The sequence below is a fragment of the Parapusillimonas sp. JC17 genome, assembly GCF_052180245.1.
Classification (GTDB): Bacteria; Pseudomonadota; Gammaproteobacteria; order Burkholderiales; family Burkholderiaceae_B; genus Parapusillimonas.
The window spans coordinates 3,218,610-3,242,337 of record NZ_CP197474.1 but is presented as its reverse complement, the minus strand read 5'-3'; the positions used below and the strand labels follow the sequence as shown (position 1 = coordinate 3,242,337).

Annotated in this window: 25 protein-coding genes and 1 pseudogene; 11 read left to right on the top strand and 15 right to left on the bottom strand. The window is 60.7% G+C overall.

The genetic code is table 11. From position 1 onward, the window contains the following. Nucleotides 1-300: 300 nt before the first annotated feature. From ACSBPU_RS15645 to ACSBPU_RS15610, 8 genes and pseudogenes are all read right to left on the bottom strand, one after another. A pseudogene (locus ACSBPU_RS15645) lies at nt 301-789 on the bottom strand (ABC transporter ATP-binding protein); the annotation flags it as partial. 16 nt (nt 790-805) lie between these two features. Next, nucleotides 806-1,594, bottom strand: a complete 789-nt coding sequence (locus ACSBPU_RS15640) for an ABC transporter ATP-binding protein (protein WP_442592915.1) — start codon at nt 1,592-1,594, stop codon at nt 806-808. 34 nt (nt 1,595-1,628) lie between these two features. Next, nucleotides 1,629-2,870 carry an ABC transporter substrate-binding protein gene (locus ACSBPU_RS15635; RefSeq protein ID WP_442592914.1) on the bottom strand — a complete coding sequence of 414 codons (1,242 nt, stop codon included), beginning with the start codon at nt 2,868-2,870 and terminating at the stop codon, nt 1,629-1,631. Between the two features lie 43 nt (nt 2,871-2,913). Beyond that, nucleotides 2,914-4,029, bottom strand: a complete 1,116-nt coding sequence (locus tag ACSBPU_RS15630) for a branched-chain amino acid ABC transporter permease (protein ID WP_442592913.1) — start codon at nt 4,027-4,029, stop codon at nt 2,914-2,916. Then, nucleotides 4,026-4,985, bottom strand: a complete 960-nt coding sequence (locus ACSBPU_RS15625) for a branched-chain amino acid ABC transporter permease (RefSeq protein WP_442592912.1) — start codon at nt 4,983-4,985, stop codon at nt 4,026-4,028. The genes ACSBPU_RS15630 and ACSBPU_RS15625 overlap by 4 nt, the downstream gene beginning before the upstream one ends. Nucleotides 4,986-4,993: 8 nt before the next feature. Then, nucleotides 4,994-6,274, bottom strand: coding sequence for an amidohydrolase family protein (locus ACSBPU_RS15620; RefSeq protein ID WP_442592911.1), 1,281 nt, complete (start codon nt 6,272-6,274; stop codon nt 4,994-4,996). 11 nt (nt 6,275-6,285) lie between these two features. Further along, complete coding sequence (locus tag ACSBPU_RS15615) at nt 6,286-7,074, bottom strand: alpha/beta fold hydrolase (RefSeq protein ID WP_442592910.1); 789 nt, start codon at nt 7,072-7,074, stop codon at nt 6,286-6,288. Beyond that, a complete protein-coding gene (locus ACSBPU_RS15610; RefSeq protein ID WP_442592909.1) occupies nt 7,071-7,250 on the bottom strand; it encodes a hypothetical protein in 180 nt (59 codons plus the stop codon). Before ACSBPU_RS15610 ends, ACSBPU_RS15615 begins: the two co-directional genes overlap by 4 nt. A 194-nt stretch (nt 7,251-7,444) precedes the next feature. Here ACSBPU_RS15610 and ACSBPU_RS15605 point away from each other — a divergent pair, with 194 nt between their 5' ends. The 8 genes from ACSBPU_RS15605 (at nt 7,445) to pssA (ending at nt 15,956) form a co-directional block, all read left to right on the top strand. Further along, nucleotides 7,445-8,233: a TetR/AcrR family transcriptional regulator gene (locus ACSBPU_RS15605; RefSeq protein WP_442592908.1), complete on the top strand. Its 789-nt coding sequence runs from the start codon at nt 7,445-7,447 to the stop codon at nt 8,231-8,233. Nucleotides 8,234-8,320: 87 nt separating this feature from the next. Next, the gene (locus ACSBPU_RS15600; RefSeq protein ID WP_442592907.1) at nt 8,321-10,639 is read left to right on the top strand and encodes a TonB-dependent hemoglobin/transferrin/lactoferrin family receptor; all 2,319 of its coding nucleotides are present in this window, start codon (nt 8,321-8,323) and stop codon (nt 10,637-10,639) included. Between the two features lie 66 nt (nt 10,640-10,705). Next, on the top strand, nt 10,706-11,752 hold the full coding sequence (locus ACSBPU_RS15595) for a hemin-degrading factor (RefSeq protein WP_442592906.1): 1,047 nt from the start codon (nt 10,706-10,708) through the stop codon (nt 11,750-11,752). Between the two features lie 2 nt (nt 11,753-11,754). Beyond that, nucleotides 11,755-12,567, top strand: coding sequence for a heme/hemin ABC transporter substrate-binding protein (locus ACSBPU_RS15590; protein ID WP_442592905.1), 813 nt, complete (start codon nt 11,755-11,757; stop codon nt 12,565-12,567). Between the two features lies 1 nt (nt 12,568). After that, complete coding sequence (locus ACSBPU_RS15585; RefSeq protein ID WP_442592904.1) at nt 12,569-13,579, top strand: FecCD family ABC transporter permease; 1,011 nt, start codon at nt 12,569-12,571, stop codon at nt 13,577-13,579. 11 nt (nt 13,580-13,590) lie between these two features. Beyond that, on the top strand, nt 13,591-14,415 hold the full coding sequence (locus ACSBPU_RS15580; protein WP_442592903.1) for a heme ABC transporter ATP-binding protein: 825 nt from the start codon (nt 13,591-13,593) through the stop codon (nt 14,413-14,415). 60 nt (nt 14,416-14,475) lie between these two features. Next, a complete protein-coding gene (locus tag ACSBPU_RS15575; RefSeq protein WP_442592902.1) occupies nt 14,476-15,141 on the top strand; it encodes a phosphatidylserine decarboxylase in 666 nt (221 codons plus the stop codon). Between the two features lie 5 nt (nt 15,142-15,146). Then, nucleotides 15,147-15,956: a CDP-diacylglycerol--serine O-phosphatidyltransferase gene (gene pssA, locus ACSBPU_RS15570; protein WP_180071481.1), complete on the top strand. Its 810-nt coding sequence runs from the start codon at nt 15,147-15,149 to the stop codon at nt 15,954-15,956. A gap of 79 nt (nt 15,957-16,035) precedes the next feature. Here pssA and ACSBPU_RS15565 read toward each other — a convergent pair whose 3' ends face one another. Then, complete coding sequence (locus ACSBPU_RS15565) at nt 16,036-16,509, bottom strand: hypothetical protein (RefSeq protein ID WP_442598376.1); 474 nt, start codon at nt 16,507-16,509, stop codon at nt 16,036-16,038. A 315-nt stretch (nt 16,510-16,824) separates the two neighbouring features. Between ACSBPU_RS15565 and rpsO the strand changes: the two genes are divergently transcribed. Both rpsO and pnp read left to right on the top strand, forming a co-directional pair. Beyond that, the gene (gene rpsO / locus ACSBPU_RS15560; RefSeq protein WP_094825516.1) at nt 16,825-17,094 is read left to right on the top strand and encodes a 30S ribosomal protein S15; all 270 of its coding nucleotides are present in this window, start codon (nt 16,825-16,827) and stop codon (nt 17,092-17,094) included. 90 nt (nt 17,095-17,184) lie between these two features. Next, entirely contained in the window at nt 17,185-19,332 is a 2,148-nt protein-coding gene (gene pnp / locus ACSBPU_RS15555; protein WP_442592901.1) for a polyribonucleotide nucleotidyltransferase, read from the top strand. A gap of 110 nt (nt 19,333-19,442) precedes the next feature. On the opposite strand, the gene ACSBPU_RS15550 is transcribed toward pnp, so the two are convergent. From ACSBPU_RS15550 to ACSBPU_RS15535, 4 genes are all read right to left on the bottom strand, one after another. Continuing rightward, nucleotides 19,443-20,582: a DJ-1/PfpI family protein gene (locus ACSBPU_RS15550; protein WP_442592900.1), complete on the bottom strand. Its 1,140-nt coding sequence runs from the start codon at nt 20,580-20,582 to the stop codon at nt 19,443-19,445. Between the two features lie 51 nt (nt 20,583-20,633). Further along, nucleotides 20,634-20,999: a pyrimidine dimer DNA glycosylase/endonuclease V gene (locus tag ACSBPU_RS15545; protein WP_442592899.1), complete on the bottom strand. Its 366-nt coding sequence runs from the start codon at nt 20,997-20,999 to the stop codon at nt 20,634-20,636. A gap of 171 nt (nt 21,000-21,170) precedes the next feature. Continuing rightward, the gene (locus tag ACSBPU_RS15540) at nt 21,171-21,542 is read right to left on the bottom strand and encodes a hypothetical protein (RefSeq protein WP_442592898.1); all 372 of its coding nucleotides are present in this window, start codon (nt 21,540-21,542) and stop codon (nt 21,171-21,173) included. Nucleotides 21,543-21,550: 8 nt separating this feature from the next. Continuing rightward, nucleotides 21,551-21,730, bottom strand: a complete 180-nt coding sequence (locus tag ACSBPU_RS15535; protein ID WP_180071476.1) for a CsbD family protein — start codon at nt 21,728-21,730, stop codon at nt 21,551-21,553. 275 nt (nt 21,731-22,005) lie between these two features. On the opposite strand from ACSBPU_RS15535, the gene ACSBPU_RS15530 reads away from it, so the two are divergent. Next, nucleotides 22,006-22,227 (top strand): hypothetical protein, encoded by a 222-nt coding sequence (locus ACSBPU_RS15530; RefSeq protein WP_442592897.1) that lies wholly within the window; start codon nt 22,006-22,008, stop codon nt 22,225-22,227. Nucleotides 22,228-22,285: 58 nt separating this feature from the next. Here the strand turns inward: ACSBPU_RS15530 and ACSBPU_RS15525 are convergent, their stop codons facing one another. Both ACSBPU_RS15525 and ACSBPU_RS15520 read right to left on the bottom strand, forming a co-directional pair. Further along, on the bottom strand, nt 22,286-22,783 hold the full coding sequence (locus ACSBPU_RS15525) for a hypothetical protein (protein WP_442592896.1): 498 nt from the start codon (nt 22,781-22,783) through the stop codon (nt 22,286-22,288). Nucleotides 22,784-22,974: 191 nt separating this feature from the next. Then, nucleotides 22,975-23,592: an integrase gene (locus tag ACSBPU_RS15520; protein ID WP_442592895.1), complete on the bottom strand. Its 618-nt coding sequence runs from the start codon at nt 23,590-23,592 to the stop codon at nt 22,975-22,977. Nucleotides 23,593-23,728: the final 136 nt, after the last annotated feature.

The following is a 23,728-nucleotide window of genomic DNA, read 5'->3' as shown; positions in this document are numbered from 1 at the left end:
GGAGCCGCCGGCCGTGCCTGGTTCCGCCATCGGCTGGCCGGTCGATCCTTCTTCTTCCATGGAGGAGCGCACGCCCAGCAGGCGTTGCTGGAGTTCGCGGTCGGCGGCCAGTTCGGAAGCGGGCAGCAGGCGGCTGATGCGGCCGTTCGTCATGACGGCGACCGTATCCGCAACGTCGATCGCGACGCCCAGGTTCTGTTCGATCAGCAATATCGAGACGTCGGTTTCCCGGGAGACCGTCTTGAGCATGGATGCCACGTGTTCGACGATGACGGGCGCGAGGCCTTCGGTGGGCTCGTCCATCACGAGCAGCTTGGGATTGAACAGCAGCGCGCGTCCTATCGCCAGCATCTGCTGCTCGCCGCCGGAGAGCTGGGCGCCGCCGTTGTCCCTTCGTTCAGCCAGACGTGGAAACAACTGGTAGATGCGGTCCACCGTCCAGTCGCCGCGATTCGCAGTGCGGGCGGAGAGCTCCAGGTGTTCGTCGACCGTGAGGGATGGCCACACACGGCGGCCTTGCGGCACATAGCCGATGCCGGCGTGCGTGATGCTGTGCGGCGGACGCCCCAGCAACTCGTGCCCGTTCAACCGGACGCTGCCTTTCGCTGGAATGAGTCCGGTGATGGCATTGCAGACCGACGTCTTGCCCATGCCGTTCTTGCCGACGATGGCCAGCACATTGCCGTCCACGGTGAACGTAACGCCCTGTACGGCATGTGCCTGGCCATAATAGACGTCGAGTCCGGACACTTCAAGGAGGGCGCCTTTGCCCTCGCCGCGTCCGGCCATCGCGTAATGCTGCCCGTCAATGATGGCCATAGCCATGCTCTCCCATGTAAATGGCCTGGACTTCCGGGTTGTCCTCGATTTCGCGAGGGGTACCGTGGCAGAGCACGCGACCGTTGTGCATGACTGTCACGCGTTCCACGACGTTGAGCGCGATCTCGAGATCGTGCTCGATGATCACATAGCCCAGATGCGGCGGCAGAGCCCGCAGCAAGGCGACCAGCTCCTTGCGTTCGGCGGGCGACAGGCCGGCGGCCGGCTCGTCGAAGAGAATGAGCCGCGGGGAGCCGGCCAAAGCCATGCCGATCTCCAGCTGCCGCTGCTGCCCGTGCGAAAGTTCCGAAACCATCGTGTCGGCCAGATGGCTCAGGCGGATGTGCTCCAGCAACTGCGCTGCCGAGACATTGCTGGCGTCTTCGCAGGCTGCGCGCACGAAGCTGAACCTGCCCCGTGTGACACCCCGTACGGCGAGGAAAAGGTTGTCGCGGACGGTGAGGTCGCGAAAGAGCAGAGAGGACTGATAGGTGCGCCGCAGGCCGCGCCGGATACGCTCCTGCGGCGGAAAAAACGTGACATCCTCTCCGAACAGCAGCACGCGGCCGCTGCTCGGGAAGAAGTCGCCCGTGATGGCATTGAACAAAGTCGTTTTGCCGGCCCCATTGGAGCCCAGCACGGCATACCGCTGTCCGGCCGCGACGCTGAAGGAGACGTCGTCGATGGCCTTGAGCGCGCCGAAACTGCGAGATACGCGGCGCAATTCAAGCGCATTGCCGGACTGGAAGCCGGAGCCGGATGGAGAGGTAGCCATGTTCGTTGCCGTGTCGGTCAAAGGTTGCGAAGGATTATTTGCACTCGGGGTTGGTCCGCGTGCCGAAGCCCATCTTGGCGAACTCATCCTTGCTCAACCCCAGAGTCTGCGTGACGTTCGGCGTGATCTTGACCACACGGTTGTACAGAGCACCGTTGTCCCCCTTGGCGACCTCCGTCAGGAAGATGTTCGCCACGCCGTTGCGGTTTTCATCCAGCTTGACGGGGCCGGTGGGGGTGTCGACCGTCATCGTCGCCAGCTGTTGGCCGAGCTTGCCGACATCGCCGTTCACCGCATCCAGGCCGGCGAGGACCGCTTTGGTATTGACGTAGTACGCATGTGCGAACAGGCCGGGTGTCGGATAGGCGTTATCGAACTTGGCATCGCGGTAGGCCTGGACGAATTTCTTCCATTCCGCGTCGTCCCAGCTGTCGGCGGTGGGTCCCGCCGCAGGCGTACCGACCAGCGCATCGCGCCGCTTGCCTTTGTAGCTCAGTACCGTCTGGTCTACCGTGATGGACCCGCCGATGAAGGGCTTGTTGCCGCCGGACTGCTCATACTGCGAGAAGAAGTTGACGGCGTCGGACCCGCCCAGCGCGACATAGATGGCGTCGACATCGGAAGGCAGCTTGGCAATGACCGAAGAATAGTCCTTGGTGCCCAGCGGCACCCACTGCTTGTCGGTGACTTTGCCGCCGGCCTTGCAGTATTCGATCATGAAGCCCTGGACCTGAGCGTAGGGAAAGGAATAGTCTTCAGCGACGACCGCCACTTTCTTGTAGCCCTTGTCGTTGTAGACATAAGATCCCAGGCCTGCCGACCATTGCGCGCCATCTGTCGAGAAACGGTAGAAATTGCTGGCCGGGTCTTTGAGCGTTGTTTCCTGCGCGGCCGACGATCCGTTCACGAAGATCACGTTGGGCTGGGTCTTGGCGTAGTCCTTGACGGCGATGCCCTCGGAGCCGGACAGGGGACCGATCAGGATGGCCACCTTGTCCTGTTCAACCAGCTTGCGGGCCGCATTGACGGCGGTATCGGGCTGTCCTGTCGACGAGGCGCGGATGACCTCGATCTTTTTTCCTCCGGCCGTGAAGTTGTGCTGCCGCATGGCAAGCTCCATGCCGCGCATGCCGTCCTGGCCGGAAACGGTAAGCGCCCCCTCGAGCGTCGCCAGGACGCCTATCTTCAATGTGTCCTGAGCGTGCGCGGCGGTGCCCATGCCCGCCAGCGCGATGGCCAGAAAGGTGCCGCAAAAGCGGATCTTCGTCGATTTCATGTTGTGTCTCCGGATGTTGTGATGATTGAGCACGGTCTTCACCCTATTGTTTCCGGGCCGGGCGAAGCAGGCCACGTACGCGATGCCAGAGGCCCAGCAGGCCGTCGGGCGAGAAAACCAGTATCAGCAGAAAGGCGCCTCCGATGATCAGGTTGAAGCGCTCGCGGTCGATCAGGTCGATTGCAAAGTTCTGCAGGAGCACGAAGGCAAGCGCTCCGATGAACGCCCCCAAGGGATGGCGCAGGCCCCCGATCACGGCGATGATGAGAATGTTGATGAGGGCGGAGGTGCCGATGGTTCCGGGCGAAATGCGTGCGTTGTACCAGACCAGCAGGACGCCCCCGATGCCGGCCAGCAAGCCGGCGAACGCATGGGCCGCAACGCGGTGCGCGGCCACGTTGAACCCCAGCGCGCGCATCCGCCGGGCATTGTCCCGCGTGCCCTGCAGGGCGATTCCGAACGGCGTGCGGACAATATATTTGACCGCCGCGTAGGACAGCAGGGCGAAGAACAGGGAAAGATAATAAAAGGGTACGGGGTCGCGCAGATTGAGCGTTCCGAGCTGGGGCGGAAATATGCTCGAGAAACCCTGGAAGCCATTGAATACGGTGTAGTTCTGCTGGGTAAGGTAGAACATCGCCACGCCGATGGCCAGGGTGATCATGATCGTATAGATGCCATCCGTGCGCACCGACACGATACCGATGAGCGTCGCGGTGCCGACCGCAAGCAGCACGGCCAGCACGGAGGCCAGCCACCAGGGCCATTCCATGCTGATCTGGCTGACGGCCGAGTGGCCGAAAATGGCCATGACGTAGCCCGCGATGCCGGCGATCGTCATCTGAGACAGGCTGACCATGCCGCCGTAGCCGGCGAGAAACGCCAGCGAAAGCGCGATGATGCCTAGAATGAGCGATTGCGCGCCGATCTGAAACGTGAAGAAACTGGATGCGATCCACGGATAAACAAGCAGGGCCGCCATGACGATGGCATATCGCAGGAGCTTGGCGCGGGCTTGGCCACGCCGGTCGGGATGGGCCGTGGCGGCTTGTGATGCGCCTGCTTGCGAAACGGATGTCGGGGTCGCCGGAGAGCGGCCCCTTCTTGCTGGTGCGCCGCTGTTGGTGCTCATGGCATGCCGCCACTTGTTCGCGCTCATGCTTTTTTCCCCATGATGCCTTGGGGACGCAACGCGAGCACGACCACCATGATGATGAAAGTGAATACGACGCCGTAGGTAGGAGCGTACGCCATGCCCATGGTTTCGGCGACGCCGATGAGGAGGGCGCCAATGACCGCGCCGGTAATGCTTCCCATGCCTCCGACAATGACGACGATGAGGGAGGCGAGCAGGTAGCGCACGTCTTCCCCGGGTGCGATGGAGAGCGCCGTGCCGCCGATCACGCCGGCCGCTCCCGCCAGCCCCGCGCCGAGGGCGAAGGTGACCGCGAAGACGCGCTGCACATTCACGCCGCTGGCCGACAGCATCCGCTTGTCGTCCACGCCTGCCCGTATCATGGCTCCGATGCGCGTGCGGTTCAGGAACAGCCATAGCCCGACGCCGATCACGATGGCGATCAGCAGCACCAGCAGCCTGAAGGCCGGATAGGCGTTGATGATGGGCATGGGCATCGGGAACTGCGTCCACTCGGGCGGATCGAACTGATAGGTGTCGCCGCCCCAGATCCACATGTAGATGTCGGCCAGAACGATGGAAAGCCCGATGGTGACGAGTGTCTGTCTGAGCTCCTGGCCGTCCATGTACCGGAAGACGAACACCTGGAGCAGCAGACCCGTCAGCGCCACGGAGACGAAACCGGCAATGAGGGCGGCAAACCAGGAGCCGGTCAGGTCGCCGACGCTATAGCCGATGTATCCGCCGAGCAGGAATAGCGACCCATGCGCCAGGTTGACGTTGCGCATGAGGCCGAAGATGAGCGTGAAGCCGCTGGCCACGAGAAAATACAGCGCGGCCAGCGTGAGCCCGTTCATGAGAGTGAGAATGAAAAGGCGGGCATTGCTCGCGAGCGCCGCGATGCTGAGCGCAAGCAGGGGCAGGCCGATCACCAGCAAGGTGATCAGCACCGAGCGGCGGGGACGTTTCCATTTGCTCACATCCATGGTCAGGCCCAGCGCGTCATGTTGCGGGTGCCCTGGACCTCGGGCTTCTTGTAGAACTCGCCATCCTTCATTACGGCAAGAATGCGCTTGGAGTCCTGCAGGACCCGGATGTCGGACAAGGGATCGCCATCGACCAGGATCATGTCGGCAAGATAGCCCTCTTTGACCTGACCCAGTTCATGGGGGCGCAGCATGATTTCCCCGCCGAGCCGCGTGGCGCTCAGCAAAGCCTCCATGGGCGAGAAGCCCAGATACTTGACGAAGTACTCGAGATCCTGGGCATTGGTCGCATGCTTGATCCATGCAAAGCCATAGTCGCCTCCGGGCAGGATGCGGACTCCGCGCTTATGCATCTTCTTCAGGGACTCGATTGCGGTCTCCAGCTCGCGGTGATACCCCATGGATTCAGCGATGGCCGGGGTAATGCCGTATTCCGATGCGTGATAGCTGGTGTTCACGAGCCATGCCAGACCGGGCGCCAGGAAGATCCTGTGGCGGTGGGCCTCCAGCATGTCCAGCGCTTCGTCATCCGTGAAACTGGCGTGATAAATGAGATCGATGTTGTGACGTATGCACTGCTTGATGGACTCGCATGAGCGGGCGTGGGCGGCGACCCGGCGGCCATTTTTGTGGGCCTCTTCCACGAGCGCGGCGATCTCCGAGTCCGTGAAAGGCGTGGTTTCGGCCGGCATGCCGGCGATGTACTCGCCGGAAAGATTGATTTTCAGTGTGTCCACACCATACTTGATGTACGTGCGCGCGGCCCGGCGCATCTCGTCGGCGCCGGTCACGACACAACCGAAGCTCAGTTCTGGAAAGGGCAGGTGGGGACGAGATTCGTCACCGAGACCGCCTATGGTGGTGATTTCCTGGCTTGCCGCCAAATAGCGCGGCCCGGGGAATTCCCCGGCGTTGATCGCGTTGCGCAGCACCACGTCCAGCCGCGCCTTGGCGGTGGCGGCGCCTACACAGGAAGTCCATCCCATTTCCAGGTACCGTTTGGCAACCCGTACGCACCACAGTATGTGTTCCTCCGGCGGCATCATCTGGATGGCATTCAGCGAGGGCTGGTCGTTCCAGGAAAAGTGCGTATGCGCTTCGGTCATGCCCGGCATCAGGAAGGCGCCGGCACCGTCGATCACGGTGGCGTCGCCGCTTTGGAAGGAGCGCGCCGAACGCGCCACCCGCGTGATCCGATTGCCCTCGACCAGGACTTCGCCATGGTAGGGCTGCGCACCCGAGCCGTCGAAAATGCGGACATTGGTGAATAGGGTATGGGCCATGCTGCCGTCCTTTACTGAAAGCGACCGGAATAGAAATCCTTGAGATCGCGCATGCAATCGTGCGCGCGTTCGAATGTGGTCCAGTGCCCGCACTGCGCATACACGGTGCTGCGGCTTCCGGGAATACGGTCTGCAATGGCGCGGACCGCCTGGGGCGGCGCCACGCCATCCTGGTCGCCCGTGACGAGCAGGACGGGGCATTCGATGGCGTCGACGGAAGGTGCCTGAGCATTGGCCAATGCATCGCAGCAGCGGGCATAGCCTTGGGCGTCCTGACGCATGATGCTTTCCCTGACCAGCGCGGAAACAGCGGGCTGCTCCCGGCGGGTGGTGGCGGAAATGGCGCCAGCCACGATGGCGTCAGCGATTTCCTGCATGCCTTTGACGCCTTCATTGCGTGCCTTGTCGGCCCGGGCTCGTATATTGGGGCGGGCCGCGTCGGGCGGGCACAGCAAGGGGCCGAACAGCGCCAGGCTCTTGACCAGTCTGGGCTGCGTGGCGGCGATGTGAAAACAGACGATGGTGCCGAGCGAATGGCCGAGAAAGTGTGCGCGGTTGATGCCCAGCTTGCCGCAGGCCTGGACGATGCGGTCGGCGATGCTTTCGATGGAGAGATCGCCGCCGATGCCCGAGGACCGTGCGCTGCCGGGAAGATCGAAACGAACCAACTGGAAGTTGGCCAGCGCCGGCTCTACCGGTGTCCAGTTGTTGGATGAGCCGCCAAGGCCGTGCAGGCATACGATGGGCTCGCCTTCGCCCGTGATCTCCACGGCCATGTTCTCGATGAACTGCGTCGTCATTTGGATGTGCCCTTTGGAATTCCGCCGTCAGTTTCGGCGCACGCCTCGAGGCCGGCGGGCATGCCGCTGGCGATGGAATCGCCCGAGTCAAGAAAGATGCCGCGCGAACAGGCGCTGGTGCATGCCGGGATGGCTGCATGACGCGGCCCGCCCCACGGGAAGGTGGCTGTATTCATGATGTTGTCTCCGCGCCCGACGAAACCTTGGGGTTCTACTGACTCGGGCGGTTATAGGAATTCTTATTTACTATTTAAGACATAAGACTCAAAATGAGACATGTGTCTTAAAAATTGATTTGATTCTATGAATCCTTTTAAGTATGGTCAAGTGGTTTTTTGACTTTTATCAAGAATAAAAAAGGAACAGGTATATGAGATACGTGGTTACTTCGGTGCCCAGAGCGCCCGCTAGCGGTCCCCGAGCACGAACTCATGCGGCGCTGCTACAAGCCGCGATGGAGCTGATCCGCACCGGCATCATGCCGTCCGTCGCCCAGGTGGCGGCGCGTGCGGACGTATCGCGGGCGACGGCGTATCGTTACTTTCCGAGCCGCAGCAAGCTCATTGCCGCGGTCGTCGACACCTCATTGGGTCCGGTGCGCACCACCGCTTCCAAGCATGAGAGCGCCCGCGAGCGTGTCATGGAATTGTTCGATCACACCTTCCCCCGATTCAAGGAGTACGAAACCGAGATGCGGGCGGCGCTCCAGCTCGCCCTGGAGCACCGGGCGATGGAGCGCGCCGGCATGCTCGACGAAGAGCCCTACCGGCGAGGGCACCGTGTGAAGATTCTTGCGCAGGCCTTGCTGCCGTTCGAGAACCAGATCCCCAAGCCCTTGATCCGCCGGCTGCACAAGGCGCTGTCCACCATCTATGGATACGAAGCCTACGTGGTGTTGAAAGATATCTGGAATGCGTCGGACCGCGAAGTCGAATCGACCGTGCGCTGGATGGCCACGGCCCTGATAGACGCCACCTTGGCGGAGGCGAAAGGAAGGGGGGCAGATTCCATGGGTCAGGGGGATCAGGGGTCAGACCCCGTGCGGGGTCTGACCCCGGGCAAACAGCGCAGAAGTATAAAAGGGTCAGACCCTATGGGTCTGACCCCGGCTCGAAAGACGAAGGGGGTCGGACCCCGTACGGGGTCCGACCCCGAGTAAATTTGATTTGTATCATTTTTATTGCAAAGGCAAATAGAAATAGTTATCATTTTCCCCTTTAATACATTCTTACAAATGGGCAAGGAAATGGGGAAAACGATTTTTTGGTGGAGTGGCGTCTTCATGGCGGTGGCGGCCGCCCAGGTTGCCGCGCAAACGGGAGGTGCTGGAACGCCTGGTGGAATCCAGGAACTGAGCCCGCTTGTCGTGCAAGGCCAAAGACTCGAAACCGAATTGCCCGAAGGGTCGTCCATCGTTACCAGGCAAGAGCTGGACGATCGTTCCATCAATAGCTGGGAGGATTTTTCCAAGCGTGCCGAGCCGGGCGTGAATTTCAATGCCAACACGAAGAGCGTGAATATCCGGGGCATGGACCAGGACCGTGTGGTGACGCGGGTCGACGGCATCCGTCTGCCTTGGCTGAATGACGGCGCGCGCGGCGAGAAGGGCGGCTTGGACATGCTGAACTTCAATACGCTCTCGGCCATCGACGTAGTGCGCGCCAACGGTGCGGTACAGTCTGGTTCGCTGGTCGGATATCTGGACCTGCGTACCTTGGCGCCGGGCGATTTGTTGGCGCCGGGCAAGGATTTCGGCGCACTGGTCAAAAGCGGCTACGACGGCGCCGACAACAGCTGGGGTGCGGACGCCGCTTTGGCGGGCCGCCTGGGGCAGGGCACGAGCTGGCTCTTGCAGGCGGGATACCGCAAGGGCCATGAGCGCGAGAACATGGGCGAGATCGGCGGCTACGGACCCACCCGCGAGCAGGCCAACCCTGAAACCTACAAGCAGAACAATTTCATGCTGAAGCTTCAGCATGCGTTGAACGAAGAGCACCGGCTGACTTTGAGCGGCGAATATTTCCAGCGCAAGACCGACATCGACAATATGCGCGAGCAGAACACCGCCACCTATTCCATCGGCAATAACAGCACGCGCAAAGAGCTGAGCCGCAAGCGTGTGCTCATGGGCTACGAGTACGACGCTCGCGCGGAGCGCGCCGCCGTCCAGCATGGCGAGGTGAAGCTCTATTGGCAGCGGAGCTACCTGGATGGCGCGCAGGACGCCTTCCGGAATATGGACGGCAGGGGAAGGTCGCCCGTCGGGGCTCTTTACGGCTACGGCTACCCTTACGGAGAATACCGCCGCGACAACAGCGTCGAGGAGTCGGGTGTCGGCGCCCTTACGCAATGGAGCGGCTTCTTGCGGTCGGCCTCGGTCCAGCACCACTGGGCGGCGGGTGCCGAATGGTATGGCAGCAAGAACAAGCAGGATTCCTCCGGCTATGACAACTGCCCCTCCGGCCTGAGGCCTGTGCCGGCCTCCGTTTCGGGAATGTTCGGCCCGCGCAGCTGCGATCTGCTTCATACCAATCAGGCCGACGTTGCCAACTCGAAGGGCCAGCAATGGGCGTTATGGGTCCAGGATGAAATCTCCTGGAGCGACGGAAAATACGCGCTCACCCCGGCGCTGAGGTTCGATTCCTATAAACATAAGCCCGAGTCCAGCGCTTCCTACGACAGCAACCCGAATGCCGGAATAACCGACCTGAGCTCGGCCAGCGGCCAGCGCCTGTCGCCGTCCTTGCTGGCGACCTACAGGCCGGCTTCGGACCTGTCGTTCTATGCCAGGTATGGCTACGGATACAAGGCGCCCACCGCAACGCAGCTCTATATGAACTACGGTGCGCCGGGAACCTATCTTCGGGTGGGAAATCCCAACCTCGAGGCGGAGATCAGCCGTGGATGGGAACTGGGCGTGGACGTGGGCAATCGCGACCTGGGCGGTCGCCTCAGCGTGTTCGACAACCGCTACAAGAACTTCATCGAAGAAGAGGTGCCGCTTACCCCGAGCTCACCCGAATGGAGCCCGGCCTGGACCGGCACCTACCCCATGGGCGTCACGGCATACGCGAATCGCGCTCGCGTGCGCATCTACGGCGCCGAGCTCAGCGGCCACTGGAACATTGACCAGAACTGGTACACCTGGGGCTCGCTCGCGTGGGCGCACGGTCGCGATCAGGACACCGGCCGCTATCTGAATTCCGTCGCGCCCTTGAAGGCTACGCTGGCGCTGGGCTACCGGACCGAAGCCTGGGGTGCGGAAGCCTTGACGACCCTCGCCAAACGCCGTACGCAGGTGGAATATTCAGCGCCCGATGTCGTGCCGGGTACCAGTGTTTCCGACTTCGAGGCGCCCGGATACGGCGTGCTCGATCTGAACGCCTGGTGGAAACCCGCCGCCGTCAAAGGCTTGCGTCTGCAGGCCGGGGTGTACAACGTGTTTGACCGCAAGTACTGGAATGCATTGAATGTGCCGCGCGCCGGCGGGCGGGATTCCGCGCCCATCGACAGCTACACCGAACCTGGACGCAGCGTGCGCGTATCCTTGACCTATCAATATTGATAGAACCAAGAATCAATCTTATTATCGATATAATTAAACCTTACTTGCAAAAAGGAGTTTCCCGTCATGACGCATCCCTTTGAAAGCGAGGCGGCGGCGCTGCGCGAACGCTATGCCGAGCTCAAGGCAGAGCATCCGAAGATGCGTATACGCAATCTGGCCGAACTGATGCAGGTTTCCGAAATGGAACTCGTCGCCGCCGGCTGCGGCGCGGTCAAATCGACCTTGCTCAAAGAGCCGCCCCAGGCCATATTCAAAGAGCTGGGCAGCCTGGGCCGGGTCATGGCGCTGACGCGCAACGACTGGTGCGTACACGAACGGCACGGTGCCTATGAGGACATCCGCGCCGGTAACACCATGGGCATCGTATTGGGGCCCGACATCGATCTGCGCATGTTCTTCGGCGACTGGAAGTTCACCTTCGCCGTTACGGACGATGGCCGGCAAAGCCTGCAGTTCTTCGACAAAGCCGGCAACGCCGTACACAAGGTGTACATCACCGACGAGTCGAACAAAGAGGCCTACGACGCCCTGGTCCAGAAGTTCACGGATCCCGATCCGGCCTGGCCCAAGGTCGAACCGCTGGCGCAGGAAGAGGACACCACGCTTCCGGAAATACCCGCCGCAATGCGTGCGGACTGGCTTGCCATGGAAGACACGCACGAATTCTTCGGACTGCTGCGCAAGCACAATGTTTCGCGCCTGACAGCTTTGCGCGGAATAGGCCCCGATCTTGCGCAGCAGGTGGACAATGGCCTGGCCGAACGCATGCTGGAAGACGTCGCGGAACGCGACATCTCTTTCATGTGCTTCGTGGGCAACAAGGGCATGATCCAGATCCATTCCGGACCCGTCAAGAAGCTGATGCGCACGGGGCCATGGTTCAACGTTCTCGAACCGCACTTCAACCTGCATCTCGATACCACGGCCATCGCCTCCAGTTGGATCGTCAACAAGCCGACCAAGGACGGTTGGGTGACCTCCTTGGAATGCTATGCCGAGAATGGCGACCTCATCGCCCAATTCTTCGGTGCTCGCAAGCCGGGGGTGCCGGAACTTGCCAGTTGGCGCGAGCTTCTGGTCGGTTATTGTCCCGAACCGCTGGCGGCGTAACGATGTTGCGGTGTCTACTGGCTCTTTGTCTTTTGGTCTCGGGGCCGGCGCACGCCGCGGCCGAGCGTGTCGTCACCCTGGGCGGAAGCGTTACTGAAATCGTCTACGATTTGGGACAGGGCGGGCGCCTCGTTGCCGACGACGAGTCCAGCATGTATCCGGAAGCGGCGCGCGAATTGCCTCGCGTCGGCTATTACCGTTCCGTTCCCGTGGAAGGCGTGGTGGCAATGAAACCGGATCTGGTCCTGGCTTCCGAGAACGCCGGCCCGCCGAAAGCGCTGGAAAGACTGAAGGGACTGGGCATTCCGCTGACCTCGGTGTCGGACAAGCCCACCATCGATTCTCTGTACGACCGCATTCAACAAGTCGCATCGGAGCTCCAGGTCCCCGAACAGGGGCGTGAATTGTCGGAACGCGTGCGCGAGGACGTGGCTGCTGCTCAGGCCGAGCCATCCACGGCGCGCCGGGCGGTCGTGCTGGTCAACCGTACGGGGCCGCTGCTCGGGGCCGGTGGCAATACTGCCGCCAACGCCGTTCTTGCACTGGCCGGGCTGGAGAACGCGCTTGCTCAGCAGGCGGGCTACAAACCCGTGTCGGCCGAGGGCCTGGCCTTGCTCGCACCCGATATGATCATCGTCAGCGAGGCCTCCGTAAAAGCCAGCGGGGGCATGGAAAAACTCACCGCCAATCCGGCCATCGCCGCAACGCCGGCGGCGCGCGAAGGGCGAGTCGTCGCCATGAACGATCTGCTCATCCTGGGAATCGGCCCCCGGGTGGGCGACGCCATACGCTTGCTGAAAGAAGCGGCGCACTGACATGCTGTCTGAATCGCGCAAGCTGGCACCCCAGCCAGTCCTGCTCATTCTGTTGATTTGCCTGGCGCTGGCGATGCTCGCCGCCAGCGCCAGCGGCGCCGTATACATTCCCTGGAACAGCTTCCCACGCCTGCTGTGGGGAACCTTGTCACCGGACGACGACCTGCTGCATCGCGTGCTGATGGATATCCGCTTGCCCAGGGTGCTTTTCAGCACCGTGACCGGGGCCGCCCTGGCCGCCACGGGCGTGACCATGCAGGCGCTGTTCCGGAATCCGCTGGCCGAGCCCGGCCTGGTGGGTATTTCATCCGGGGCGGCGCTGGGGGCGGTATTCGCGATCGTCATGACAGCGGGGGGCTTCCTGACCATAGCCTGCTTTGCCTTTCTTGGTAGCCTGGCGGCAACATTCCTTGCCTACTCCATCGGCCGTCGCTATAGCGGGGTGGCGGGGCTGCTGCTTGCCGGCATTGCCATCAATACGATAGCGGGCAGCGCCATCGGCGTGTTCACTTATCTGGCCAACGACGCACAGTTGCGCGACCTGACCTTCTGGAACATGGGCAGCCTGGCGGGAGCGGACTGGTCCACCCTGGCTTGGCTGGGTCCCTGGACGCTGCTTTTGATGGCCTATCTTTGCAAGCAATGGCGGGTACTGAACGCCTTGCTTCTGGGGGAACGCGAAGCGGCGCACTTGGGTTTTGAACTCGCGGTCGTCCGGCGCCGTCTCATTGTCGTCACGGCCCTGGTCATTGGCCCGCTGGTGGCGGTTACGGGCGGAATCGGCTTCATCGGGCTGGTGGTGCCTCATCTGATACGCATGCTGCTGGGGGCGCACCATCGCTACCTGATGCCGGCGTCCATGGTCGCAGGCGGATTGCTGCTGACCTTGGCGGATTGGCTCGCGCGCTTGCTCGTAAGCCCCGCGGAGCTGCCCATCGGGCTGGTCACCAGCCTGGTCGGCGGTCCCTTCTTTTTCTTTCTGCTAGCCCGCGGACGGGCCGTACGCCAGTGATGGATACCTATATGGAAAGCGGCAAAGGCGACGAGTTCGCGGCAGACGAGATCGTCCTGCGGCGCAGGCAAGGCCGGGTGCTCGACCAGGCCACGCTTTGCATCCGGCCGGGTGAGGTCGTGAGCCTCCTGGGCGCCAACGGGGCGGGGAAGTCCACCCTCTTGTCGATCCTGGCCGGCGAACTCAAATCCGACGACGCCCGTGAGGGACATGTGGGCGTGATGCTCAATGGGTTCGCATTGCCGATGCTTTCCGCGGCGCGGCAGGCGCGCATCCGTACGGTCCTGCCGCAAAAACCGGCCCTGGCCTTCGATCTGGATGTCGGAGAAGTCGTCGCGATGGGGGCGTATCCGTTTCCTGCGCTTTCCGCCTCCGACGTCGAAGAGGCGGTGCACGCAGCACTGCAGCGTGCCGGAATCACTCATTTGGCTGCGCGTCGGTATCTCGAGCTTTCGGGCGGCGAACAGCAGCGGGTCCAGTTTGCCCGGGTGCTGCTGCAGGTGCTTGCGCAACGGCGCGCAGACCCGCAGGGCCGATATATGCTGCTGGACGAACCCACCGCCAGCCTGGATCCTTTGCATCAGCGTTCGCTGCTCGAAACGCTGCGGCAGCTGGCGCGCGGGGAGAGGGTGGGTATTCTGGTGGTCATCCACGATGTGAACCTCGCGGCGCTCTGGAGCGATCGCATCGCCTTGCTGGCAAACGGAAAGATATTGGCCTGTGACGCCCCCGCCAAGGTATTGACACCGCAAAACCTGGATGTGGTGTATGGCGTGGACGTGCACGTGATGGCTCATCCCTTGCATCCCGACAAACCACTGGTCGTGTTCGGCTGATTGCGTGTGTAACGCACTGTGCTATAAAGCCGACACATTTCGGTTATCCTTCGGCTTAAGATGAATAAACCTCCATACCCCCACCCCATTATCGCTCGCGAAGGCTGGCCGTTTCTGGCCGGCATTGTGCTGATATCCATCCTGGTCAGCCTATGGTCTGCGCCTGTCTCGATTCCATTCTGGATAGTCTCGGTCTTCGTGCTGCAGTTTTTTCGCGACCCCGGGCGCGTTGCGCCCGCCGGAGAACTGAACGTTCTTTCTCCCGCCGACGGGCGCATCGTCGCGGTAGAAGAAGTGCGCGATGCCTACGCCGACCGCGAGGCGTTGAAGATCAGCGTGTTCATGAATGTATTCAACGTGCATTCGAACCGCTCGCCGGTAAACGGAACCGTGCAGCAAATCAACTATTTTCCCGGCAGCTTTGTCAATGCGGCCCTGGACAAGGCGTCGCTTGAAAACGAGCGCAACGCGATGGTCTTGCATACCGAACACGGGCACGTGGTCACGTCGGTCCAGGTGGCCGGCCTGGTCGCCAAGCGTATTCTTTGTTATGCAAAGCAGGGTGATCGGTTGTATGCTGGGCAGCGTTACGGCTTCATACGCTTCGGTTCGCGTGTCGATGTCTACCTGCCGCTTGGCGCGCGTCCGCGTGTTGCCATCGGCGACAAGGTTCAGGCCACCAGCACGGTACTTGCTGAGTTGCCGGATACTTCCGTCAGGCCCTAGAAACTATGCCCAATTTCTCCATGGATGAAACCCGTCGGCGTCGCAGCATCTATCTGCTACCCAATGCGTTTACCACCGCCAATCTGTTCGCCGGCTTTTATGCCGTCGTGCAGGCCATGAACGAACAATTCGAAATGGCCGCCATCGCGATCTTCCTGGCGATGGTGTTCGACGGCATGGACGGGCGCGTGGCGCGCCTGACCAACACCCAGTCTGCTTTCGGCGAGCAGTACGACTCGCTGTCCGATATGGCCTCGTTTGGCATTGCGCCGGCGCTGGTGATGTACGAATGGGCGCTTCAGGACCTGGGCCGCTGGGGTTGGCTGGCCGCTTTCATCTATGTGGTCGGTGCGGCCCTCAGGCTGGCCCGCTTCAATACCAATATCGGCGTGATCGACAAGCGCTTCTTCCAGGGATTGCCCAGCCCGTCTGCAGCGGCATTGGTGGCTGGGTTCGTCTGGCTGGCGGTCGACAACAAGTTCCTGCTGGATCCCCAAACCATACGATGGCTGGCGTTCGTCTTCACGGTGTATGCCGGCATCGCCATGGTGACGAACGCGCCATTCTATAGCGGCAAGACATTTGCGCTGGGGCGCAGCGTGCCGTTCTGGGTCATTTTGCTTGTGGTTGCCGCTTTTGTCTTCGTCTCCAGCGACCCGCCCGTCGTCCTTTTCGGTTTGTTCGTGATCTACGGTTTGTCGGGCTGGTTCATCATGCTGTGGCGCTGGCGGCGCGCGCGACTGCTTACCCGCATGCGCAGCGAATCGGAAACCCCACGCGAGCCGCCAAACCCGCCTGAGCCTCCAAGCACTTAGCACGGGCCTTGCCAGACGCCGAAAAGCGTTGCTGGACGCGGGAAGGCAAGCCGCTGCGTGCGTTACGTTTTGAAGTAAATTACCATCGCTCGATCTCGATCGGGTCGAACAAGGGATCGGGGCCCGCATGGCGCCGTGTGACCCGCGCGCCGTCCGATCCGAAATAGATATACATCAGCGAATTCCAGACTCCGTCCTGCTTGTAGCGGTAGCTCCATACCACCTGCCGGGAACCGGGCAGGCCTATCGTGGAGATTTCCGCCGGCGGACCGAATTCGCAGCGAACCTGCTCAGGCGTCCATGAACCCGAATCCAGGATTCGGAAGCGGGCATCGGTCAGGGCGGGGACGATCCGGTCGACCTTGCCATTTTCATCGACAAGGGCGGTCCAGGCATATTGCCCATAGGGCTGCTGGGTCCAGATCAGCCGTTGCTTGCCCTGGTCGGCGGGGCATGAATAACCGGCCTTGCCGTAGCGGGCCTCGACGTCTTGCAACGCGGTCCCCGGGGGCGTGTCGGCCATGTTGGCGCAGCCGGACAGCAGGGCGGCCATTGCCAGTGCGACGGCCAGCTTGGGGTCAGACCCCGTACGGGGTCTGACCCCGTCCTCGGAAGATTGCGGAATGTGCTTGGGGTCAGACCCCGTATGGGGTCTGACCCCGTCTTCGTAGGATTGGGGGCTGACCCCGGGCAGGGAAAAGAGGGTGTGTGGGCTCATGATCTCGCTTTCCGGTATAATGCCAACTTCTTCGAGCCGTGATGCTGTGTTGCAACACCGCCATTTCTCGGGGAACATTCAAAATTGTAGTTTGTTAATCATCTCACGTCAGGGCACCTCGGCTCTGTCGCTTGTCAAAGAGGCTGAATAATGTCTGTTGCCGACATCAAAAAATCTGAAATCGTTGCACAATTTCAACGTGCGCAAGGTGATACGGGTTCCCCCGAAGTACAAGTTGCGCTGCTTACCGCGCGTATCAACGAACTGACCGGCCACTTCAAGGCGCACATGAAAGATCACCATTCGCGCCGCGGCTTGCTGCGCATGGTTAGCCGTCGCCGCAAATTGCTGGACTACCTGAAAGGCCGCAACCCTGATTCGTATCGCGCACTGATCGAAAAGCTCGGTCTGCGTAAGTGATCACCGGGGCTGGCTCCCCACGATGCAACCGTGGACGCTGCGAAGTACTTCGCGGTGTGCACGGTTTTTTTATTGTAAGGATAATCCCTAATGTTTAATAAAGTGAGCAAATCGTTTCAGTACGGCGAGCACACGGTGGTTCTGGAAACTGGCGAGATTGCTCGCCAGGCCTCCGGCGCCGTACTGGTTTCGATTGAAGATACTGTCGTGCTCGCCACTGTCGTGGCGGCCAAGAATGCCAAGCCCGGTCAAGACTTCTTTCCCCTGACCGTCGATTATGTCGAAAAGACTTATGCGGCAGGCCGTATTCCCGGCGGCTTCTTCAAGCGCGAAGGCAAGCCGTCCGAAAAAGAAACCCTGACTTCGCGTCTCATCGACCGTCCGCTGCGGCCGCTGTTCCCCGAAGGCTTCTACAACGACGTCCAGGTCATCATCCATACGGTTTCGGTGAACCCTGAAATCGATCCCGACATCGCAGCAATGATCGGCGCTTCCGCGGCGCTGGCAATTTCGGGAATTCCCTTCAATGGCCCGATCGGCGCCGCCCGCGTGGGCTATGTCGATGGCCAGTATGTGTTGAACCCGACAAGCACGCAATTGAAGCAATCATCGGCCATGGACCTGGTGGTCGCGGGCACGGAAACCGCCGTGCTCATGGTCGAATCCGAAGCCAAAGAGCTCTCCGAAGACATCATGCTCGGCGGTGTGGTGTATGGCCACGAGCAAATGCAGGCCGTCATCAACGCCATACATGATCTGGTCGCCGAAGCAGGCAAGCCGGAATGGGACTGGCAGCCCGCCGCCAAGAACGAGGCGCTGGTCACGGCAGTCGTGTCGGCCGCGCAGGACGAACTGCAGGCGGCCTACCAGATCCGTCAGAAGCAGGACCGTACCGGCAAGCTGCGTGAAGCCTATGCCAACGTCAAGGCCAAGCTGGCTGAACATGCGGCTGCCAAGGGTGAAGAGACACCCGACAGCGTTGAAGTCGACAACATCATGTTCGATCTCGAGTCACGCATTGTCCGTGGCCAGATCCTGAACGGCGAGCCGCGCATCGACGGCCGGGATACCCGCACCGTGCGTCCCATCAGCGTGCGCCTGGGCGTATTGCCCCGCGCGCACGGCTCGGCCCTGTTCACCCGCGGCGAAACGCAGGCGCTCGTGGTGGCCACGCTGGGAACCAAGCAGGACGAGCAAATCATCGACTCCATCATGGGCGAGCATCGCGATCGCTTCATGATGCACTACAACATGCCTCCGTTCGCCACTGGCGAAACAGGCCGTTTCGGCGTGCCCAAGCGCCGCGAAATCGGCCACGGCCGCCTCGCGAAGCGTGCGCTCGTATCGCTTTTGCCGGCACCCGAAGATTTCCAATACACCATCCGTGTCGTGTCTGAAATCACCGAGTCGAATGGTTCCTCTTCCATGGCGTCCGTCTGCGGCGGCTCGCTGGCCATGATGGACGCCGGCGTGCCGGTCAAGGATCACGTAGCCGGCGTTGCCATGGGGCTGATCAAGGACGGCGGCAAGTTCGCCGTGCTGACCGACATCCTGGGCGACGAAGATCACCTGGGCGATATGGATTTCAAGGTTGCCGGAACCGTCCAAGGCATCACCGCCTTGCAGATGGACATCAAGATCCAGGGCATCACCAAGGAAATCATGCAGGTCGCCTTGGCGCAAGCCAAGGAAGGCCGCCTGCATATTCTCGGCAAGATGAAGGAAGCAATCGAAGGCTCGCGCAACGAACTCTCCGAATTCGCTCCGCGCATGCTCAGCATCAAGATCAATCCTGAAAAGATTCGCGATGTCATCGGCAAGGGCGGCGCAACCATTCGTGCCCTGACCGAAGAAACCGGCACCCAGATCGACATCAACGACGACGGGAACATCACGATTTCCAGCGCAGATCTCGACAAGGCACGCGAAGCCGAGCGGCGTATCAAAGAGCTGACGGCCGATGTCGAAGTCGGGCAGGAATACGAAGGCCCGGTTCTGCGACTGCTGGACTTCGGCGCCATCGTGCAAGTGCTACCCGGCCGCGACGGCCTGCTGCATATTTCTGAAATCGCCAACTATCGCATCGCCAACATCAACGATGTGCTGAAGGTCGGCCAGATGGTGCGCATCAAGGTCATCGAAGCGGACGACAAAGGCCGCTTGCGTCTTTCCATGAAGGCCATCGGCGGCATCGAGGCTCAGGGTGGTCCCCAGGGGCCGGCTACGGGCGAGGAATAATCGCCAAAGGGGTCAGACCCCGTATGGGGTCTGACCCCCGCTCCAAAAAGACGACACCGCAAGGTGTCGTCTTTTTTACTAGGGATAGGCACCATGCGGAGCCTGTCCCTTTAAAACGGAGCGTATTCCAACTGCATTGCTACGAAATGAGCCGTGTCTTTGCCATAACGCAGCGCAATTCCTGCAAGCGCGTGATCGAGCGCCTCAGCAGGCTTCAGCCCTTCTATTCGAGTAAGCTTTCGGTTGGCGGGCCAGTCTGCCGAGGTCTTGTCCGGAATGATACGCAAGCCATGGCGGGTCTCGACTGGCTGCGCGCCATTTGCGTATGTCACGACGCTTGACCGGTACGTGCGCGACCAGGCGTCGGCAACGAGTGCGAGAGACACTTCGTCAACGCCCGGGCGCAACGGAATGCCCAGATCTTCCGCCCTCCAGAAAGCCAGGCGGTTCGCTATGGCCGTAGCGGCGAACGCGCGCGTGAACTTGAACGCAGCGCTGTCATGGCGCGCATCCCAGTTCGCGACCCCCAGCCCTGCGGCAATGGCCGCCGCCTTTTCCTTGCCGGCAAAAGCTTCGATCAGCGTCAGCATCATCGGCATGGATGCCGTGATGCCCGTGGTGGATGCAACCGCACGGTCGACCACCATACGGCGATTCTCGACATAACGAATCTCTGGATGTTCTTCAAGCAGCTCATCGACATAGTACCAATGCGTTGTCGCCGAACGGCCATCGAGCAGGCCGGCTGCCGCCGCCACTTTGGCGCCCGCGCAGACGCTTACGATGATGGCGCCCTTGTCTGCCTGCTGCTTGATCCATTGCAGGGCTTCGGGGTCGTCATCACGGCTCATTGCGGGAACAATCACATAGTCCGCGCCGTCGGGATAGCGTTCGTCGAATTGTGCGATGGTCGCATCGGGTTCAGCCTGGAGCGCTGGATACAGCGATACGAGTCCCGGTCGAGTCGCCAGAGCCATGACGTCGGCCGCATCGGCACGCTTCAAGATGCCGTAAGGCATCAGGAAATCCGTAGTTTCGGTAGCATCGTTGATCGCGATGATGGCGATTACCGGGCGGCTGCGCTTGGGCGGCTGCAACGCCGCCAGCATTGCTGCGGTTTCGGTTTCCGGGATGGAAGCAGCGGCAGCGATGCCGGGCGTGGCCGGCAACGACATGAGCCAAGCTGTGCCCAAAGCGGATAACGAGATCACTATGCCCAGTACGACCCACAGGATTCTTCGCAGGTTCATGGTGTGGCCGCCCAATGGTTGAAGATACTCACTGTAACTGCGGCCCACGCCTTATGGGCTGCGCTCTTGGATTCGTTGCCGGTTAAGCTGCAAGGCTTCTTCGGTGGGACTCCAGTTATTCCAAAAGCTGTCCGGTATGCCGGGAAACTGGTCGCGCTCGATGCCGGCGAACGACGGCTTGTAGTTCCTGCGCTTCATTTCCTGTATCAATTCCGCATGTCGTTTGGCCAGGTATCCAAGACGAGTGTAGAAGAAAAGAAGATGGCCTTTGCCCAGGGTGTATGCGTCGGGTTGAACCAGTTTTCCACGGCTTGCGGCCTTTTCAGCGAGTCTGAAAACCCGGGGCAATTCGCGATATTCGGCCACCAAATGCGGGCCGCTTAATTCATTGACAGGGATGCAATTTATACGAGTCACTTCGGCCACCTGATATGAGAAGCCAGTATACGAACTTCCGCGCGTAACCGCCCATGGTGAATTTTACTCGCAGCTACAAGAAGACCGCAGCCCACGGCCGGTATTTGCGTAAAAAAGCCCTCCGAAGAGGGCAAAGAACTACGGAGTGTGTGGTACTAGTCGGCCAGACGGCTACTTTCCATACTTGGTCTTGGCTTCTGCGATGCACTGGTCCTTGGCGTCGCCGGACATGGCATCGCACTTTTCCTTGGCAACGCCATAGGCGGCGTCGCGCTTTTCCTTCACTGCGTCATGACGCGCTTCCGCGGTTTTCTTGCCCGCCTTCATGTCGGCTTCGGCCGAGTCGCGCTGGGCCTTTGCTTCTTTCTTGCAAACGTCCTTGTCATTGCCCTTCATGCCGTCGCACTGTTTCATCGCGGCATCATATTGCGCGTCTATTTGATCGGACGTCAAGGTTTGAGCTGCACCCGCCGTGGCGGCGAGACCCATGAACAACGGGGTGGCCGCGATGACGATAAGTTGCTTCAAATTTCTGCTTTTCATACATGTCCTCATTTCGATGCGTCACGCACGGCGTCTTTCGCTTCACCCACCTTGCGCTGAGCAGTGCCGATATTCTTTTCAACCTTGCCTTCCAGCTCGGTCTGCTTGTTGTCGGTGACTCGGCCGGCGGTCTCCTTTACGGAGCCTTTGATTTCTTTGGCGGCGCCTTTAACTTGATCCTTGTTCATATTTGCTCCTAGGGTTGAGGTCTCGCAATCTGCGAGCGCTGCTCATCGCTGATCTAGCAAGCGGCGTGCCTGCACCATATGGCTGCCAAACGGTCTACCTCTCTTAGGCGAGCGCGATTCCCGCGATAAGGGCAGCGATGAGTACGATCGGCGGCAAACGAGGTGCCAGGGCCAAGCCGGCCACGCGGAGCGCCTGCGAAACATCTGGGCAAGGCCGCCGGGCATCAAACTTGCAGCATGGCCGCTGAGCGGATGCCCCGCGATCAGGAGACCAGATGAAAACCCAAATCCAATTCAAGAAGATGGACGGGAGCGAGGGGGTCGCCCTCATAGACGGGCCCGTCTCCAGCGTCCTTCAGGCAAAAAGAGAGCTGGCAGCCAAGCTCGATTTGCCCCGGGTGGATGCGGCGGACGGCGAGCACGAAGACGTCGACGCCCAGCTCTATCGTGGCGATATAGAGCCGGATTCGATCATATTCGATCAGCTGGGCGAGTAGTCCGGACGAAAGAGCCCCGGCATGATTTGTCATGCCAGGGCCGTCCCGATCTTTTCATTTACGAACGCATTTGAACGAACGTGATCATCAAGGTGTCCTTGAACTCCTTGATGAGTCCGCCGTGGGGAGTGCCCGTGGAAGCCGCAACCGCATCAATAATGGACTCCAGGATGTGATTGATCTGCCTGAGTGCCTCTTTCAGCCAGTCCCAGACGGTTTGAAACCGTTTGCGAGCTTGCTCGACGGCTCCCAGCACACGAAGCTTCAGTCGCTGAGGCGCGCCGGTCAGTCCGTGTGCCTCGATATGCTCCGGCCTGATTTTGGGAATATTGCTTCGCAGGGCGTCAAAGGAGCGGGGCAGATATTGCCTGTAGACCTCTTGTGCGTCGTCATGGAATTGACGAAACAGATTAGGCATTTCGATGTCCCGATCTTCGGCGTCAAATATGGAAAGGTCAAGGATTGCGCCGATGAAGTCTTGAACGGCCGAGACGAATGCGTGAAGCGATTCGATTCCGGGGTCCTGGTCCTCTGCTAGCGAAGCGAAGAAGGGCATAGCGTCTCCTTTTTTCCGACGATAGCAGTCTTCTGTCGATTCTTATATCCGCCGTATGGCGGCAGCCTTCAGTGGCGATTTTTATTGGTGCACCCAGCCGGAATCGAACCGGCACGATCAAGGATCGAGAGATTTTAAGTCCCATGCCGAAATGGCTTAACCATTCGGTTTTCCGGGCGAAACGTTCCGCATTAAATCGACATTTCCCCGCTATGAGAAACATTCAATGCGGAACACTTTTTACCGAACGGCTCGCAGCTTTTCAGCCTTGCGCGATAGTGTTTGCGGGTGACATGAATGCTGCTGTGCTGGAGCAGCTGAGCCGCCTCCTCCACTGTCTCAACAAGGTCGCTCGCGCGCTTGCGCATGTCGCGCAGGTACATGGCTGCAATTTCCCTTGCCAGCGCATCGTTGCCGGCCTCCTGTGCCTTTTTCGCCGCAGCCTTTCGCGCATCCTCCCAGCGCGCCCTTAACATTGCGTAGGTAACAGGCCGCCCGGTCGGCGTGGACAGCAGCATGACGTGGCTCGCCTTGATCGCTTTTCGGCGGGCCACAATAGCCGACAAGGTGGGTGACGAGTCGACATCAAAGTGGGCTGCTTTTCCGGTCTTGCTGGCATTGATTCTCAGCTTACCGTCGACGGGCATCGCCACGGTTCGCGCGTCCGTAATCCGCAGAGCGGTTGCCGTGGCAATGTCCATGCAATCCTTAAGCACCTGGTCAGCTTTCTCGTAGACGGCATCAAACAGGGCGTCTGTGACCTCGAACGTGCGGGCCTTTTCTTTGTTCTTCCAGCCGGATTTTTCCATGCCTGCCGCTGGCCACGCAAGACTGGTCAGCCCTTCCAGGCGCGCCCAATTCCAAATAATCGAAAGCACGGATAGCTCGCGATTGCCTTGGGTCTTGGCGCTCCTGGCTTTTAGATATGCTTTGAGGTGGGCAACT